Below are 15,813 nucleotides of genomic sequence, written 5' to 3'. Positions count from 1 at the left end.
CGGGTGGCGCGCTCCTTGCTCCGGCTCGGGACATGACCTCCACCACGACGCCCTCCACCGCCGCCGCGGCACTCAACGCCATCGAACCTCTCCCCACCTTTCCCGGCCTCGACCTGCTGTCGGCCGCCGTCCTCGTCCTCGACGGCGAGTGCCGGGTTTGCTACGCCAACCCGGCGGCGGAAAACCTGCTCGCCCTCTCCCACCGCGCCCTGCTCGGGCGCCCCCTGGGCTCCGCATTGCAATTCGGCGCCGGCCTGCAGGCAGCCTTCGCCAACGCCATCGCCAACAACTGGGGCTATACCGGGCAGAACATCGAGGTGAAGCGCGAGGGTCGGGAAACCCTGCACGTGGACTGTACCGTCACCCCGGTGGAGCCCCCCGCCAACCTCCCCCCCGCCCGCCTGCTCGTGGAATTGCGCCCCATCGACCAGCAGCTCAAGGCGCACCGGGAAGAACGCTTGATCGAGCAGCAGATCGCCAACCGGGAGTTGATCCGTAACCTGGCCCACGAGATCAAGAACCCCCTGGGCGGCATCCGCGGCGCCGCCCAGCTGCTCGAACGGGAACTGGTGGACCTGCCCAACGCCCCGGCCCTCAAGGAATACACCCAGGTCATCATCAAGGAGGCGGACCGCCTCCAGGATCTGATGCAGCGCCTGCTCTCGCCCCACCGGCCGATGCAGCCGGGGCCGACCAACATCCACGAAATCCTGGAACGGGTGCGCAGCCTGCTGCTGGCCGAGTACCCGGGCGGCCTGACGGTTCGGCGCGACTACGACACCAGCCTGCCGGAGGTGGTGGCCGACCGGGAACAGCTGATCCAGGCCCACCTCAACATCGCCCGCAATGCCGCCCAGGCCATGGATGGCCAGGGCGAGATCGTGCTGCGCACCCGGGCGATCCGCCAGGTCACCCTGGCCAAGAAGCGCTACCGCCTGGCCATTGAAGTACAGATCATCGACAACGGTCCGGGCATTCCCGACGCCATCCGCGAAAAGATGTTCTACCCCCTGGTCTCGGGCCGGGAAGGTGGCTCGGGCCTGGGCCTGACCCTGGCGCAAAGCTTCATCCAGCAGCACCAAGGCACCATCGAATGCGACAGCCGCCCCGGCCAGACCCGCTTCACCCTGTGCCTGCCGGTGGAAGAAGCCTGAACGACGGCGCGACGCGGCCCCTGGCAAGCTCCTTGCATTGCAGCCATGGACCTCTAACAAAATCAGGGAAGACCCCATGAAACCTGTCTGGATCGTCGACGACGACCGTTCCATCCGCTGGGTGCTGGAAAAGGCCCTGGCCCGGGAATCTATCGCCTTCCGCAGCTTCGCTTCGGCCAACGAAGTACTCACCGAACTCGACCGGGGTGCCGAACCGCCCCAGGTGCTGCTCTCCGACATCCGCATGCCTGGGGCCTCGGGCCTGGACCTGCTGACCCGCATCAAGGACACCTGGCCTGGCCTGCCGGTGATCATCATGACGGCCTACTCGGACCTGGAGTCGGCAGTGGCAGCCTTTCAGGGCGGCGCCTTCGAATACCTGCCCAAGCCCTTCGACGTGGACCAGGCGATCGAACTGATCCGCCGGGCCGTGGATGAGTCGATGCACCAAAGCGGTGCAGACGAGGAACCCAGCCTGACGCCGGAGATACTCGGTACCGCCCCGTCGATGCAGGAAGTGTTCCGCGCCATCGGCCGCCTGTCCCATTCCCACGCCACGGTGCTGATCACCGGGGAGTCCGGCGCCGGCAAGGAGCTGGTGGCCCGCGCCCTGCACCGCCACAGCCCCAGGGCCGACAAGCCGTTCATCGCCCTCAACACCGCCGCCATCCCCAAGGACCTGCTCGAATCCGAGTTGTTCGGTCACGAGCGCGGCGCCTTTACCGGGGCCACCGCCCAGCGTCGCGGCCGCTTCGAGGAAGCCGCCGGTGGCACCCTGTTCCTCGACGAGATCGGCGACATGCCCCCGGAACTGCAAACCCGCCTGCTGCGGGTGCTGTCCGACGGCCACTATTACCGGGTCGGCGGCCACCAGCCGCTCAAGGCCAACGTGCGGGTCATCGCCGCCACCCACCAGAACCTGGAAACCCGGGTCAAGGAAGGGTTGTTCCGGGAAGACCTGTTCCACCGCCTCAACGTCATCCGCATCCGCCTGCCGTCCCTCAAGGAACGGCGCGAGGACATCCCCCTGCTAGCCCGCCACTTCCTGGCCAAGAGCGCCCAAGAGCTCGGCGTGGAGGCCAAGCGCCTCTCCGACAGCGCTCTCAAGCACCTGATGGGGTTGGACTTCCCCGGCAACGTGCGCCAGCTGGAAAACCTCTGCCACTGGCTGACCGTGATGGCCCCGGGCCAGACCGTGGAGCTCACCGACCTTCCCCCGGAAATCCGCGAGGAAGCCGCCAGCAGCGGGAGTGGCGGTGCCTACGGCGACTGGGAAACAGCCCTGGCCGCCGAGGTGGACCGGTTGCTCACGCGCAGCGGTGGCGATGTGCACGACAAGCTCACCCGCATCTTCGAGCGCATCCTGATCAACCGGGCCCTGGCCCACACCGCCGGCCGGCGCATCGAGGCCGCCACCGCCCTGGGCATCGGTCGCAACACCATCACCCGCAAGATCCAGGAACTGGGCCTGGACAACCCGCGGGAAGCGGCGGCCAGCGGCGACTGAGCCAGCATCTGCAAGAATCGCGGGAACGAGCGGGAACCAGCGGTCATGGGCCGCCACGCCAGCCGCGCAGAAAGGACGAGGGCAAATCGGTCATAATTACGGGCTAACCGTTTTGGCCGTTCCGCCCCCGGCCCTTTCCACCCGTGAGCCTCCGCCCCCCGCCATCCCTGTCGCCGGACGCCCCGGCCGCTCCCCTAATCGACCTGACCCGCCTCAAGGCCTGCCTCGGCCCGGCGGCCGGACGCTTCGACGTCGACGCCCTGGACCACTGTGACTCGACCAACCTGGAGCTAGCGCGGCGCCCCCAGGCGCCATCGGGCACGGTGGTGGTTGCCGACGCCCAGTCGGCGGGCCGGGGGCGCCGTGGCCGGACCTGGGTATCGCCCCCGGGTGCCGGCCTGACGTTTTCCCTGTTGTGGCGATTCAATGGTCCAGCCGGCCGGCCGGAACGGCTCAGCGGGCTATCCCTGGCCGTCGGCCTGGCCGTCGCCCAAGCCCTGGAATCCCTGGGCATCGCCGGGGTGCGCCTGAAATGGCCCAACGACATCCTGTTGCAAAGCACCGACGCGCCCCTGGCCAAGCTCGGCGGCATCCTGGTGGAAACCAGCCTGGAGCGTAGCGGTGCCGCCGCCATCATCGGCATCGGCCTCAATCTGGAGGCCCCGCCCGATCCCGGCCAGCCCGTGGCCGCCCTGGCCGACGCCTGCCGTGCTGCCGGGACGGCGCCCCCCGACCGCCACACCGTACTGGCCGCCGTCCTCAGCGAACTGGCCCAAGTGCTCGACACGTTCGCCCGGGACGGCTTCGCGGCGTTGCGCCCGGCCTGGGAAGCCCGCCATGCCTACCAGCAGCAGCGGGTCTGCCTGACCGGCGAGCACAGCCGCCAGGAAGGCTGTTGCCTGGGCGTGGACGACAGCGGCGCCCTACTCATCGAAACCGGCGCCGGAACAGAGCGCCACCTGGTCGGCGACCTGTCCCTGCGCCCGGCCGTCGCCTCGCGCAACGGCCCCCGGCTGATCCTCGATGCCGGCAACAGCCGCCTCAAGTGGGGTCTACGCGACCACGGCCACTGGCTGGCCTACGGCGCCTGGCCCTGGGCGGAAGCTGCCGGCGCCCTGGCGGCGCTGCTGCGCCAGCATCCGGGCATCGACACGGCCCTTGGCTGCCGGGTCGCCGGGGATGCCCAGATCGCCCCGCTCCAGGCCCTCCTCGACGCGGCCGCCATTCCGCTGTGCTGGCTGCAGCCCTCGGCCCAGGCGCACGGGGTGCGTAACAGCTACCAACACCCGGAACGTCTCGGCGCCGACCGCTGGGCCGCCCTGATCGGCGCCTGGCACCGGGAGCAGCGCGCCTGCCTGGTGGTTTGTGCCGGCACCGCCACCACCGTGGACGTGCTCCAGGCCGGCGACGGGGAAGGCATCTTCGCCGGCGGCATGATCCTGCCCGGCTATGCCCTCATGCGGCGCGCCCTGGGCCAGGGCACGGCGCAACTCCCGGGGGAAGGCGGCCAGTTCACCCCCCTGCCGCGGCTCACCGAAGACGCCATCGCCACCGGCTGCCTCTCCGCCCAGGCCGGCGCCATCGAACGCATGGCCCGCCAGTTGCCCGCCGGCAGTCCGGTGCTGCTGGCCGGCGGCGACGCCGACCGGCTGGCGCCACTGCTCGGCCATCTGCCGGCAGTGCTCGCCCATGGCCTGGTGCTCGACGGCCTGGCCCACATTGCTGAAACCAGTCCGCCGGCTCGACCCGATTCGGCGCTTGCGCTACCGTAGCGCCCTCGCCGCCCCTAGTCGCACGACATAACCACAATCAGGGAGACCTTCCAATGAGCAGCCTCGAACCCAGCCGCATCTACCTCGACCCGGCGGAAATGCCGACCCACTGGTACAACGTCGCCGCCGACCTGCCTACCCCGCCCGCCCCGCCCCTGGGCCCGGACGGCGAGGTGGTCAAGCCCGAGCAGATGCAGGCCATCTTCCCCGATGCGATCATCGAGCAGGAGATGAGCGCCCAGCGCTGGATCGAAATCCCCGAGGAAGTTCGCGACATCTACCGCCTGTGGCGGCCCAGCCCCCTGGTGCGCGCCCACCGCCTGGAAGCGGCCCTGGGCACCCCGGCCAAAATTTTCTACAAGTACGAAGGCGTCTCCCCCGCCGGCTCCCACAAGCCCAACTCCGCCGTGCCCCAGGCCTTCTACAACAAGCAGGCCGGCATCAAGCGCCTGACCACCGAGACCGGCGCCGGCCAGTGGGGCTCCTCCATCTCCTTCGCCGGCCAGATGTTCGGCCTGGACGTGCGGGTGTACATGGTCAACGTCAGCTACCACCAGAAGCCCTATCGGCGCCTGATGATGCAGACCTGGGGGGCCGAGGTGTTCGCCAGCCCGTCCGAGTTGACCCAGACCGGCCGTGACGCCCTGGCCAAGGACGCCAACAACCCGGGCTCCCTGGGCCTGGCCATCTCGGAAGCGGTGGAAGAAGCCGCCTCCCGCGCCGACACTAACTACACCCTGGGCTCGGTGCTCAACCACGTGCTGCTGCACCAGAGCATCATCGGCCTGGAAGCGAAGACGCAGTTCGACAAGATCGGCCTCTACCCGGATGTGATCGTCGGCCCCTGCGGCGGCGGCTCGTCCTTCGGCGGCATCGCCTTTCCCTTCCTCGCCGACAAGGCCGCCGGCGAGAAGCGGGCCGAGCGCCTGCGCTGCGTGGCGGTGGAACCCACCTCCTGCCCGACCCTGACCCAGGGCGCCTACGCCTACGACTTCGGCGACGCCTCCGGTTTCACCCCGCTGATGAAGATGTACACCCTGGGCCACGACTTCATGCCCCCGGGCATTCATGCCGGCGGGCTGCGCTACCACGGCGCCTCGTCCCTGGTGTCGCAGCTGACCCACGAGGGGCTGGTGGAGCCCCTGGCCGTGCCCCAGCTGGCCACCTTCGACGCCGGGGTGCAGTTCGCCCGCAGCGAGGGCATCATCCCCGCCCCCGAGTCCTGCCACGCCATCCGTGCCGCCATCGACGAAGCCCTGGCGGCCAAGGCCAGCGGCGAGCCCAAGGTGATCCTGTTCAACCTCACCGGCCACGGCCATTTCGACATGACCTCCTACGACCGCTACTTCAGCGGCCAGCTGGAGGACTTCGCCTATCCCGCGGATGCCATCCGGGCCTCCCTGGAACACCTGCCCAAGGTCGGCTAACCCCCGCTCACCGCCAAGGTCCCCACCGTGCCCATCGCCGTTTTCCTGCTGATCCTCGCCAACCTGCTCTTCCTGGCCTTTACCCAGGGCTTCTTCGGCAACAGCGCCTCGACCACGCCTCCGCCCCGGCCGGTCGCGCCGGAGCAGCTGCGGGTGGTGGGCCGGGGCGACACCCCGCCAGCGCCTCCCGCCAGCGCCAAGGAAAACAGCGGCAACGACAAGGACAGCAGCGAGAACAAGGCCGCCGCCGAGGCCAAAGCCCCCGCTCCGGCCCAGCCGCCGGAACGGGACAGCGAAGCGCCGGCCAAGGCAGCGCCTGCCAAGGCCAGCGGGACCAAGGCCGAGCCCAAGCCGGCCGAAGCGAAGGCCTCCGCCAAGCCCGAGGTCTGTCTGGCCTGGAACGGCCTCAGTGTCGCCGAGGCGGACCGGCTGACCGGGCTGTTCAAGGACCGTCCGCTCAAGCTCACCCGGCGCAGCCAACCGGCCGAGGTGAGCCAGTGGTGGGTGTTCATCCCGCCCCTGCCGAGCAAGGCCGACGTGGACCGCAAGGCCGGCGAACTGAAGCAGATGGGCATTAGCGAGTTCTTCATCGTCCAGGAAAGTGGCGCCAACCACTTTGCCATTTCCCTTGGCGTGTTCTCCTCGGAAAACGGCGCCAAGGACCACCTGGAAAACCTCAGGGCGCAGGGCGTGCGCTCCGCCAAGGTCGGCCCCCGGGCCGGCAAGGGTGAAGTGGTGAGCCTGCAAGCCCGGGGCGACCAGGATGCCATCGGTGCCGCCAAGGGCAGTGCCGCCAAGATCCTGCCCAAGGTCCAGAGCGGCAGCTGCGGCTGACCCCATGACCATGCCCCCCCCCTTCGTCGTGGGACTCACCGGCGGCATCGGCAGCGGCAAGAGCGCCGTGGCCGAGCGCTTTGCCGCCCGGGGCGCGGCAATCGTGGACACGGACGCCATCGCCCACGCCCTGACCGGCCCCGGCGGCGCCGCCATGGCGGCCATCGCGGCGGCTTTCGGCCCTGGCGTGATGCGCGGCGACGGAGCCCTGGACCGGCCGGCCATGCGCCGCCTGGCCTTTTCCGATCCGGCGGCGCGGCAACGCCTGGAAGCCATCCTGCACCCCCTGATCCGCACCGAGAGCGCCCGCCAGACTGAAGCCGCCGCAGCCGGCCATCCGTACGTGCTGCTCGCCGTGCCTCTACTGATCGAATCGGGCAGTTACCGGGAACGCTGCCGGCGCATCCTGGTGGTGGATTGCCCCGAAGCGCTGCAGATCACCCGGGTGATGGCACGCAACCAGCTCAGCGAAGACGAAGTCCGCGCCATCCTCGCCGCCCAGGCCAGCCGGGCGGAACGGCTGGCTGCCGCCGACGATGTAATCACCAATGACGGCCGTCTGGAACAGCTCGATGGGCAGGTCGCCGCGCTCGACCAGCGCTACCGCGAGCTCGCCGGTTCCGACCTCCCGTCAGCCCCACCACCGGCTTCCATCGCATAACTTCGCGCGATGTGTTGAGATTTCCTCGTAACTGGGCCAGAATTCAGGAACTTTTTCCTCGACCAACCTGCCGCGTCGAGTAACGGCCCGGCGCCAGCGGCGCCATCCTCCTCCCGAATTCTTCGGCATAAAACCAGCGATAACTCTCTCCCAGGCTCCGTTCCGGTCGTGATCACCTACGAATACCCCTTCAACGAGCGGATCCGCACCCTGCTGCGCCTGGAAGACCTGTTCGAGAAAACCGCCCACTTCAGTGGACACGACGGCCCCCTCGAACACCACGTCGCGTTGGTCACCCTGTTCGACATCCTGGAAACCGCCTCCCGGGCCGACCTCAAGCTCGACCTGATCCAGGAACTGGAACGGCAACGCCAGACCCTGCTGTCCTTCCGCAACAACCCGGAAATTTCCGAAGAGGCCCTGTCCGGAGCCCTCTACGAAATCGAGCAGGCTTCGGCGGCGCTGCTGGCCATGACCGGCCGCATCGGCCAGCACCTGCGCGACAACGAATGGCTGATGGGCATCAAGAGCCGCGCCGCCATCCCCGGTGGGGTGTGTGAGTTCGACGTGCCCTCCTACCACTTCTGGCTGCATCACCCGGCGGAAACCCGGCGTGCTGCCCTGGAAGGCTGGACCCGGCCGTTCCTGCCCCTGCGCGACGCGCTCACCATCGTGCTGCGCCTGCTGCGCGCCTCCGGCCGCCCCGATCACTTCGTCGCCAAGTCCGGCGCCTTCCAGCTCATGCTCGGCGGCAGTTCGGCCCAGATGGTGCGCTTGCGCCTCCCCCTGGCCGTGGCGGTGATTCCCGAGATCAGCGCCAACAAGTACGCCCTCAACGTCCGCTTCGCCTGCCCCGACGGCAGCCTGCGTCCCCGGCACACCGACCAGGACGTGGATTTCGAGATGACCTTCTGCAATCTCTGAGCCTCGCCGCTTTCCCAGGCCCCCCGACACAGCCCCGCCCCTCGCGGGGCTTTTCGTTTGCGGCATCGCCATGCCGCCGAGGTTCGGGTCACGGCCCGGGGCGGGGTCCCTGACGCACGGCCAGGCTGGTTATGCCAACCGTGGGCAGGCAGCCCCCATTCCCCTATCAAAAAAACGGTTAAATTCTTCTGGAATATCAGTGATTTCCACTAGTTGAAGAGGCTGGAAAAAAGGCCGAAAGGCCTTTACCATCGGTCGCACCGAGGTCGGAAGCCCCCTGGCGGGCACACAACAATTCACCAACCTTTCCACCTCTTCCATCCCCCAAGGAGGACTGCACCATGGGCAAATTGGCCGTAAAGACCAAGCTCTTTCTCGGTTTCGGCGTCATTCTCGCCATTTTCATCGTCATCATCGCCCTCACCGGGCGCAACCTGGCCCGCCTCGAAGAGGCCAACCGGGTCACCGAGCACACCTACAACGTGATCGTGAACGTCGAGGGCATCAAGGAAGCCCTGGTCAGCATGGAGGCCGGCGCCCAGGGGTACGCCCTGGCCGGCCAGCCGGAGTTCCTGACGCCGCTCAACCACGGCCGCGAACGCTTCAAGACCCTGATCGACGAGACCAAGAAGCTCACCGAGGACAATCCCGCGCAGCAGGACCGCCTGGCCAGCCTGGAGGTCTCGGCAATCAAGTGGTCCAACCTGGCGGTGGCGCCGATGGTGGAAATGCGCGACGACATCAGCTCGGGCTACGGCAAGCTGACCGATCTGGAAGCCCTGGTGGCCTCCGGCCGCGGCCGCGAGCGCCTGGAAGCGATGCGTAGCCTGCTCCTGGAAATCGCCGACGAAGAACGGGGCCGCCTGGCCGACCAGACCGCCGAACTCGAACAACTGCGCAAGCTGACCAACTGGTCCCTGATGGGCAGCGGCCTGCTCGCTGCCGCGATCGCGGTCGTGGTCGCCATGACCCTGTCGGCCAGCATCGTCAAACGCCTGCGCCGCGCCGTGCAGGCCGCCGAGGCTACCGCCCGGGGCGACCTGACCATGGTGGTGCAGCGGGAGGGCGGCGACGAGATCGGCGCCCTGCTCCAGGCCATCGCCACCATGCAGCAACAGCTGCGCACCATGCTCACCGACATCGCCGCCAACGCCGCTACGGTGGCCAGTTCGGCGCGCCAGATCTGCGCCGCCGCCGGCGACCTGGAACAGTCCTCGGCCAACCAGAGCGAGGCCTCCTCGGCCATGGCCGCCGGCATGGAGCAGCTCACTGTGAGCGTGAACCACGTCGCCAGCAGTGCCGGCGAGTCCGCCGCCATCGCCCACGAATCCGGCAACATCGCCCAGACCGGCAGCGCGGTGATCGAACGCACCGTCAGCCGCATTCAGCAGATTGCCGACACGGTGACCGCCACCTCCCAGGACATCGTCGAACTGGAGCGCCGCTCCGGCGAGATTTCGTCGATCGTCGGCGTGATCCAGGAAATCGCCGAGCAGACCAATCTGCTGGCGCTCAATGCCGCCATCGAGGCGGCCCGGGCCGGCGAGCAGGGGCGCGGCTTCGCCGTGGTTGCCGATGAAGTGCGCAAGCTGGCCGAACGCACCGCCACCTCGACCCGCGAGATCGCCGACATGATCGGCCAGATCCAGAACGGCACCCGCCAGGCGGTGGCCAACATGCAGGCCAGCCTGGCCCAGGTGACCGAAGGCCGCGACCTGGCCGCCGAAGCCGGCTCGGCCATCACCCGCATCCGCGAAGGCTCCGAGGCGGTGCTCTCCCACGTCCAGGAAATCTCCTCGGCGCTCAAGGAGCAGAGCAGTGCCGCCAACGACGTGGCCGGCAACGTGGAACGCATCGCCCAGATGGCCGAGGACAACAACCGTTCGGTCAAGGAAACCGCCCAGACCGCCCAGTCCCTCGAACAACTGGCCGACGCCCTGCGTTCCTCGGTGGCTCGCTTCAAGCTGGCGTGAGAAAATCCGCGCCATGAGCACGCCCGCCCCCGCACCGTCCACCGCCCCCAAGGTTCCCTGCCCCACCTGCGGCAAGGAACAACCCTGGTCCCCGGAAAATCCGTGGCGGCCGTTCTGTTCGGAACGCTGCAAGCTGATCGACCTGGGGGCCTGGGCGACCGAAAGCTACCGGGTGCCGCTGGCCGAAAACGACGGGGGGCTCGACGAACCGTCGGCCTAAACCCTAAGCGGGGCGCGGCTCTCCAGCCAGCCCCCTTGGAACTCCGCACCCAGGGCCGCTCTTCGCAGCGGCCCGTTGCTTTTCGGCCAGGGGCGCGGACTTCCGGCATGCCGGTGAAGGCACCGCCGTTTTCTGCCCGATGCTGCTGCGAACCTTGACCGGGGCGGCAGCCCGTCGGGACAATCGACCAATGCCATCGGCATTGCTCGCTCGCCGCGCCGCGGCCGCTCTTTCCCGTGGCGGCGGCGACATCCCCCCGTTTTTCCAGGAGGCTCCATGGACACGGACATCCCCGAAATCGCCATCCATCTCATCGGCGCCCTGGTCGCCGGCGGCATCATCGGGCTGGAGCGCAGCTTTCACGCCCGCCCCGCCGGCTTTCGCACCCACACCCTGGTCTGCCTCGCCTCCAGCCTGCTGATGCTGGTGACCCTCTACCAGTGGAAGTGGCTGCCCGGCGTGCCCCTGGACACGGTGCGCACCGACCCGACCCGGATGGCCCAGGGCATCATGACCGGCATCGGCTTTCTCGGCGCCGGCGTGATCTTCAAGGAAGGCCTAAGCGTGCGCGGCCTGACCACCGCCGCTTCGATCTGGATCACCGCCGCCATCGGCATCCTGATCGGCGTCGGCTTCTACTTCCCGGCGATCCTGGCGACCCTGCTCACCCTGGGCATCCTCTCCGCCTTCCGCTGGATCGAGGCCCGCCTGCCGTCCCATTCCTACGCCCACCACGCCCTGCGCTTCGACCGGGACGCGGCCATGCCCGAAGCGGAGGTACGCGCGCTGCTGGTAAGCCACGGCTTCACCATCGCCAACATGAGCTACCGGGTATCCGACGACGGACTGTCCTTCGAGTACCGCATGGTCATTCGCACCATCGACCCGACCAACACCTCGCGCCTCGCCGACGCCCTGCGCCGGCTCCCCCAGGTGCGCGCCTTCCGCATCTCGCCCACCGGCGACTAAGACCAACCGTGCCCACAGCCACGACATGACCCCATCCCTCCCCATCCTCGAAACCGACCGCCTGATCCTGCGCCAGTGGCGGGAGGCCGACCGGGCGCCCTTTGCCGCCCTGTGCGCCGACCCCGAGGTGATGGCCTGCTTTCCCGCCCCCCTGGCCCGGGCCGAGAGCGACGCCATCGTGGAGCGCTGCACCAGCCTGATCGCCGCGCGGGGCTGGGGCCTGTGGGCGGTGGAAGCCAAGGCCGCCGGCACCTGTATCGGCCTGATCGGGCTGCACGTGCCGGCCGCCGCCCTGCCCTTCTCCCCCGGCGTCGAGATCAGCTGGCGACTGGCCCGGGCCTGGTGGGGCCAGGGCCTGGCCTGCGAAGGGGCCCGGGCCGCCCTGGGGTTCGGCTTCGACGCACTCAGCCTGGACGAGATCGTGGCCTTCACCACCCTGGCCAACGCCCGCTCCCGGGCGCTGATGGCGCGGCTGGGCATGGCCCGGGACGACGCGGGGGACTTCGACCACCCCGACCTGCCCGCCGGTCATCCCCTGCAGCGTCACTGCCTGTACCGTCTGCCGCGCCGGCAATGGCAGGCCGACGCGCCGACCGGAAGCCGGTAGGCGACACCCCGCATTCACCGCGACGCACAGCGCGCAAAGCGCGGTGCCTGCGCTCCTTCGGGTGGCAGTACCGGCAGACAAAAGAAAAGGGCCGCGACAGCGCGGCCCTTCTTCCTCCTGAGCGACGCCTCACCAGCCGCGCAGGGCGGCCACGCCGTGGGCGTTGGCGGCCCGGGCCGCCGGCAGGTCGGCGGCGCTCAAGCCGCCCAACCCATAGACCGGGATCGGGCTTTCCTCCACCAGCTCGGCAAAGCGCCCCCAGCCCAGGGGCGCCGTCCCCGGATGGCTGGCAGTGGGGGCCACCGGCCCCAGTACGGCGAACTGGCAACCCAGGGCGATGGCCGCATCCAGTTCCGCCGCGTCGTGGCAGGACGCAGCCACCAGGGGCATGTCCGGCCGGACGGCGGCAGCGCGCAGGGCGGACGAGGATAGATGCACCCCGTCGGCCCCCACCGCCCGGGCCAGTTCCACATCGTCGTTGACCAGCACCCGGCCGCCGACGGCATGGACCCGGGCCACCACGGCAGCGGCGAAATCGCGCCGCGCCGCGCCATCCAGGCCATCACCCTTCTCCCGCACCTGGACCAGGCGCAGGCCGCCGGCCAAGGCAGCGTCGAGGCGGGCCAGTTCGGCCGCCACGCCATGGGCGCCGGCATCGGTGACGGCATAGACCTCGGGCAGTCCCAGGGCCTCCAGGATCGGCCCGTTGGCGGGGAGCACCGGCGCCACCGCGGCCGGAGCGCCCAGGGGCGTCCAGGCCACCGCGTCGTGCTCCACCGCGTGGATGTCGCCGTCGGCGGCGCCCCCCTCCCAGGCGGTCACCTTGAAGAACTTGAGGCGTACCGAGGCGTGGGGATATTCGAAGCGGCGGGTGATCCAGGGGGTGGCGGCGGTGACGGTGATGGCCATCTCCTCCTGCAGCTCCCGTACCAGGCACTGGGCATCGGTTTCGCCCCGTTCCACCTTGCCGCCGGGAAACTCCCACCAGCCGGCGTAGACCTTGCCCTCGGGGCGCCGGGCGAGCAGGAACTCGGTGCCGGCCGGCCCCTGGCGCAGCAGCACCGCCGCCGCCACGTGGGTGACCGGACGCGGCGCGGCAGTATCGGCGCAAGCGGTGGTTGCGGCGTTGTCGCTCACTTGCGCCCCCCGGCGGTGCGGGCCGTGGCCGTCTTGCGCGGAGCCGCCTTGGTGGTGGACGGTGCGCTCGCCACCGGCTTGGCCACAGCCTTTGCACCGGTTTTGGCCGGCGCCTTGGCCGATGTCTTTGCCGCAGACTTGGCAGCGGGCTTCGCAGCAGGCTTGGCTGCCGGCTTTGCGATCGCCGTCGTCGCGGAGCTCGGCTTCGTCGCGGCAACCTTCGCCTTGGCCGGGACCGGGGCCTTGCGCTGGGCGGCGTAGTCCTTGGCGAACTGCCAGCCCACCCGGCCGGAGCGGGAGCCGCGGCCCAGGGCCCAGTTGAGGGCATCCCGCTCGGCGGCGGCGATTTCCGCCGGGGTCAGGCCGAAGTGGGCGAGCCAGTGGTTGACGATGTTCAGGTAGGCGTCCTGGTCGAAGGGGTAGAAGGACACCCACAGGCCGAAGCGCTCGGACAGGGATACCTTTTCCTCCACCGCCTCGCCGGGATGGATCTCGCCGTCCACCACCTTGGTTTCGGCGTTTTCCGAGAAGTACTCGGGCATCAGATGGCGGCGGTTGGAAGTGGCATAGATCAGCACGTTGGGCGGCACGTCGGCGAGGGACCCGTCGAGCACCGACTTCAGCGCCTTGTAGGCGACTTCGCCGGTTTCGAAGGACAGGTCGTCGCAGAACACCAGGAACTTCTCGGGGCGGTGGGCCACCCGGGCGACGATTTCCGGAAGATCCACCAGGTCGGCCTTGTCCACCTCGATGCCACGCAGGCCGCGGCCGGAAAACTCGTTGAGCAGGGCGCGTACCAGGGACGACTTGCCGCACCCCCGGGTGCCGGTCATCAGCACGTTGTTGGCCGGCTTGCCGGCGAGGAACTGGCGGGTGTTGGCGACCACCCGGGCCTTCTGCTCGTCGATGTCGCGCAAGTCGGCCAGGCGCATCGGCGCCAGGCGTTGTACCGCCACCAGGCGACCGGTGTGGCCCACGTTGCCCAAACCGCCGGTCTTGACCCAGCGGAAGGCGGGGGCGGCCCAGTCGGGCTCAGCGGGCACCGGCGGCAGCAGGGGCTCCAGCCGGGCCAGAACGCTTTCGGCCCGGGCAAGGAAGACCAGCAGGGGATCGGCGGCATCAGCAGCAACGACGGGGGACACCGGCTGGGCCGGTGCAGCGGATTTCTTGGAGGCAGCGGGAAGTCGGGCCATGGCAGAAACACACAAGTAAGGTGGACGGTGCCGGGCGAAGGCAGCTTTTCGCCCGGGGTATACTTTGCGAATGCGACACCTTAGCCGAATCCCTGCCCCCCACCAACGCCTCCAACGCCTGGCCGGGGCCGCCGCGCTGGCCCTCGCCCTGGTGACTGCCGGCTGCGCCACCCGGCCCCCCGCCCCCTGTCCGGTCTGCCCCGGTGAAAAGCCGGCCGCGCCCACCGCCCCCGCCGCGCCGCCGCTGCAACCGGCCCGCTTCGACGAACTGCCGGGCTGGCAGGACGACGATCTCGCCGCTGCCTGGCCGGGCTTTCTCAATTCCTGCCGCGGCATGAAATCGCGCCGCGACTGGCCCCTGTGGCGCGGCACCTGTGAAGAGGCGGCGACCCTGGGCACGCCGGACAGCACCACCGCACGGCGCTTCTTCGAATCCCGCCTGATCCCCTGGCGCCTCGTCAATCCGGACGGCGCCGACAACGGCCTGATCACCGGCTACTACGAACCCCTGCTCAGCGGCAGCCGGCAACGGCTCAATCCAACCCAGCACCCGGTGCTGCCGGTGCCCGCCGACCTGCTCACCATCGAGCTTTCCGACCTCTTCCCCGAGCTGAAGAACCTGCGCCTACGCGGCCGCCTGCAGGGCAACAAGGTGGTGCCCTACTGGTCCCGGGCCGAGCTGGCGCCCCGGGAAGCCAAGCTGGGCGAAAAGGCGATCGCCTGGGTGGACGACCCGATCGAGCTGTTTTTCCTGCAAATCCAGGGCTCGGGCCGGGTCAAGCTGCCGGACGGCTCGCTCCTGCGCGTCGGCTACGCCGACCAGAACGGCCACCCCTACCAGTCCATCGGCCGGGTGTTGATCGAGCGGGGCGAGCTGAAGCCGGAGCAGGCGAGCATGCAGGGCATCCAGGGCTGGGCCCGGGCCAATCCGACCAAGGTCCAGGCCCTGCTCAACGAGAACCCCAGCTACGTGTTCTTCCGTGAACTGAAGAACGCCGAGGGTGGCCCCATCGGCGCCCTCGGCGTGCCCCTGAGCGACACCCGCAGCCTGGCGGTGGACCCGCGCACCACGCCGCTCGGCGCACCGGTGTTCCTCGCCACCACCTGGCCCAACGAGGAGCGCCCCCTCAACCGCCTGATGCTGGCCCAGGACACGGGCGGCGCCATCAAGGGCGTGGTGCGGGCCGACTTCTTCTGGGGCTTCGGCCCGGACGCCGGCAGTCTGGCCGGACGGATGAAGCAAAAGGGCCGCATGTGGGTGCTGTTGCCCCCGGGCGTGGGGCCGCGCTGAGCGGCGCAACTGTCGCCGACACGCTCACCAAATCGGTGCCGGACGCACCGATTTGGTTCTCCTATGCGGCGCATGCACCGCTTTAGGGCTGTCAGCCTCGCGTCAAACTCATAATCGTCTGATTTGTTGAATGTTTTTTCCAGC

Annotated in this window: 13 protein-coding genes and 1 pseudogene; 12 read left to right on the top strand and 2 right to left on the bottom strand. The window is 69.3% G+C overall.

Going from position 1 to position 15,813, the window contains the following annotated elements:
* Nucleotides 1-32: 32 nt before the first annotated feature.
* The 11 genes from glnL to OTERR_RS02345 all read left to right on the top strand — a co-directional run bounded on the left by glnL (nucleotide 33) and on the right by OTERR_RS02345 (nucleotide 12,048).
* Complete coding sequence (gene glnL, locus OTERR_RS02395) at nucleotides 33-1,154, top strand: nitrogen regulation protein NR(II) (protein ID WP_082396559.1); 1,122 nt, start codon at nucleotides 33-35, stop codon at nucleotides 1,152-1,154.
* Between the two features lie 76 nt (nucleotides 1,155-1,230).
* A complete protein-coding gene (gene ntrC / locus OTERR_RS02390; protein WP_054620101.1) occupies nucleotides 1,231-2,661 on the top strand; it encodes a nitrogen regulation protein NR(I) in 1,431 nt (476 codons plus the stop codon).
* A gap of 143 nt (nucleotides 2,662-2,804) precedes the next feature.
* Nucleotides 2,805-4,433 (top strand): biotin--[acetyl-CoA-carboxylase] ligase, encoded by a 1,629-nt coding sequence (locus OTERR_RS16245; protein WP_149424744.1) that lies wholly within the window; start codon nucleotides 2,805-2,807, stop codon nucleotides 4,431-4,433.
* A 53-nt stretch (nucleotides 4,434-4,486) separates the two neighbouring features.
* The gene (locus OTERR_RS02380; RefSeq protein WP_054620102.1) at nucleotides 4,487-5,860 is read left to right on the top strand and encodes a TrpB-like pyridoxal phosphate-dependent enzyme; all 1,374 of its coding nucleotides are present in this window, start codon (nucleotides 4,487-4,489) and stop codon (nucleotides 5,858-5,860) included.
* A gap of 27 nt (nucleotides 5,861-5,887) precedes the next feature.
* Nucleotides 5,888-6,694: an SPOR domain-containing protein gene (locus OTERR_RS02375; protein ID WP_149424743.1), complete on the top strand. Its 807-nt coding sequence runs from the start codon at nucleotides 5,888-5,890 to the stop codon at nucleotides 6,692-6,694.
* A 4-nt stretch (nucleotides 6,695-6,698) separates the two neighbouring features.
* Nucleotides 6,699-7,355 carry a dephospho-CoA kinase gene (gene coaE / locus OTERR_RS02370; protein ID WP_149424742.1) on the top strand — a complete coding sequence of 219 codons (657 nt, stop codon included), beginning with the start codon at nucleotides 6,699-6,701 and terminating at the stop codon, nucleotides 7,353-7,355.
* A gap of 168 nt (nucleotides 7,356-7,523) precedes the next feature.
* Nucleotides 7,524-8,279, top strand: coding sequence for a cell division protein ZapD (zapD, locus tag OTERR_RS02365; protein WP_054620105.1), 756 nt, complete (start codon nucleotides 7,524-7,526; stop codon nucleotides 8,277-8,279).
* 341 nt (nucleotides 8,280-8,620) lie between these two features.
* Nucleotides 8,621-10,252: a methyl-accepting chemotaxis protein gene (locus OTERR_RS02360; RefSeq protein WP_149424741.1), complete on the top strand. Its 1,632-nt coding sequence runs from the start codon at nucleotides 8,621-8,623 to the stop codon at nucleotides 10,250-10,252.
* 13 nt (nucleotides 10,253-10,265) lie between these two features.
* Nucleotides 10,266-10,472: a DNA gyrase inhibitor YacG gene (locus tag OTERR_RS02355; protein ID WP_054620107.1), complete on the top strand. Its 207-nt coding sequence runs from the start codon at nucleotides 10,266-10,268 to the stop codon at nucleotides 10,470-10,472.
* Nucleotides 10,473-10,748: 276 nt separating this feature from the next.
* Nucleotides 10,749-11,441, top strand: coding sequence for an MgtC/SapB family protein (locus OTERR_RS02350; protein ID WP_054620108.1), 693 nt, complete (start codon nucleotides 10,749-10,751; stop codon nucleotides 11,439-11,441).
* Between the two features lie 25 nt (nucleotides 11,442-11,466).
* Nucleotides 11,467-12,048, top strand: coding sequence for a GNAT family N-acetyltransferase (locus OTERR_RS02345; protein ID WP_149424740.1), 582 nt, complete (start codon nucleotides 11,467-11,469; stop codon nucleotides 12,046-12,048).
* Between the two features lie 129 nt (nucleotides 12,049-12,177).
* On the opposite strand, the gene OTERR_RS02340 is transcribed toward OTERR_RS02345, so the two are convergent.
* On the bottom strand, nucleotides 12,178-13,185 hold the full coding sequence (locus OTERR_RS02340; protein WP_342780110.1) for a Nudix family hydrolase: 1,008 nt from the start codon (nucleotides 13,183-13,185) through the stop codon (nucleotides 12,178-12,180).
* Nucleotides 13,186-13,433: 248 nt separating this feature from the next.
* Nucleotides 13,434-14,291, bottom strand: a pseudogene (locus OTERR_RS02335) (ATP-binding protein); the annotation flags it as partial.
* A 157-nt stretch (nucleotides 14,292-14,448) separates the two neighbouring features.
* Here OTERR_RS02335 and mltA point away from each other — a divergent pair.
* Nucleotides 14,449-15,669, top strand: coding sequence for a murein transglycosylase A (mltA, locus tag OTERR_RS02330; protein ID WP_187775285.1), 1,221 nt, complete (start codon nucleotides 14,449-14,451; stop codon nucleotides 15,667-15,669).
* The last annotated feature ends 144 nt before the right edge of the window (nucleotides 15,670-15,813 follow it).

The organism is Oryzomicrobium terrae, assembly GCF_008274805.1.
GTDB classification, from domain to species: Bacteria; Pseudomonadota; Gammaproteobacteria; order Burkholderiales; family Rhodocyclaceae; genus Oryzomicrobium; species Oryzomicrobium terrae.
Note: the sequence above shows the minus strand (reverse complement) of the source record. Positions and strands in the feature narration are given on the sequence as shown.

Coding starts and splice junctions, on each gene's coding strand:
- mltA (WP_187775285.1), top strand. CDS start 14,449: ATGCGACACCTTAGCCGAATCCCTGCCCCCCACCAACGCCTCCAACGC.
- coaE (WP_149424742.1), top strand. CDS start 6,699: ATGACCATGCCCCCCCCCTTCGTCGTGGGACTCACCGGCGGCATCGGC.
- OTERR_RS02380 (WP_054620102.1), top strand. CDS start 4,487: ATGAGCAGCCTCGAACCCAGCCGCATCTACCTCGACCCGGCGGAAATG.
- OTERR_RS02345 (WP_149424740.1), top strand. CDS start 11,467: ATGACCCCATCCCTCCCCATCCTCGAAACCGACCGCCTGATCCTGCGC.
- OTERR_RS02355 (WP_054620107.1), top strand. CDS start 10,266: ATGAGCACGCCCGCCCCCGCACCGTCCACCGCCCCCAAGGTTCCCTGC.
- glnL (WP_082396559.1), top strand. CDS start 33: ATGACCTCCACCACGACGCCCTCCACCGCCGCCGCGGCACTCAACGCC.
- OTERR_RS02360 (WP_149424741.1), top strand. CDS start 8,621: ATGGGCAAATTGGCCGTAAAGACCAAGCTCTTTCTCGGTTTCGGCGTC.
- OTERR_RS02350 (WP_054620108.1), top strand. CDS start 10,749: ATGGACACGGACATCCCCGAAATCGCCATCCATCTCATCGGCGCCCTG.
- ntrC (WP_054620101.1), top strand. CDS start 1,231: ATGAAACCTGTCTGGATCGTCGACGACGACCGTTCCATCCGCTGGGTG.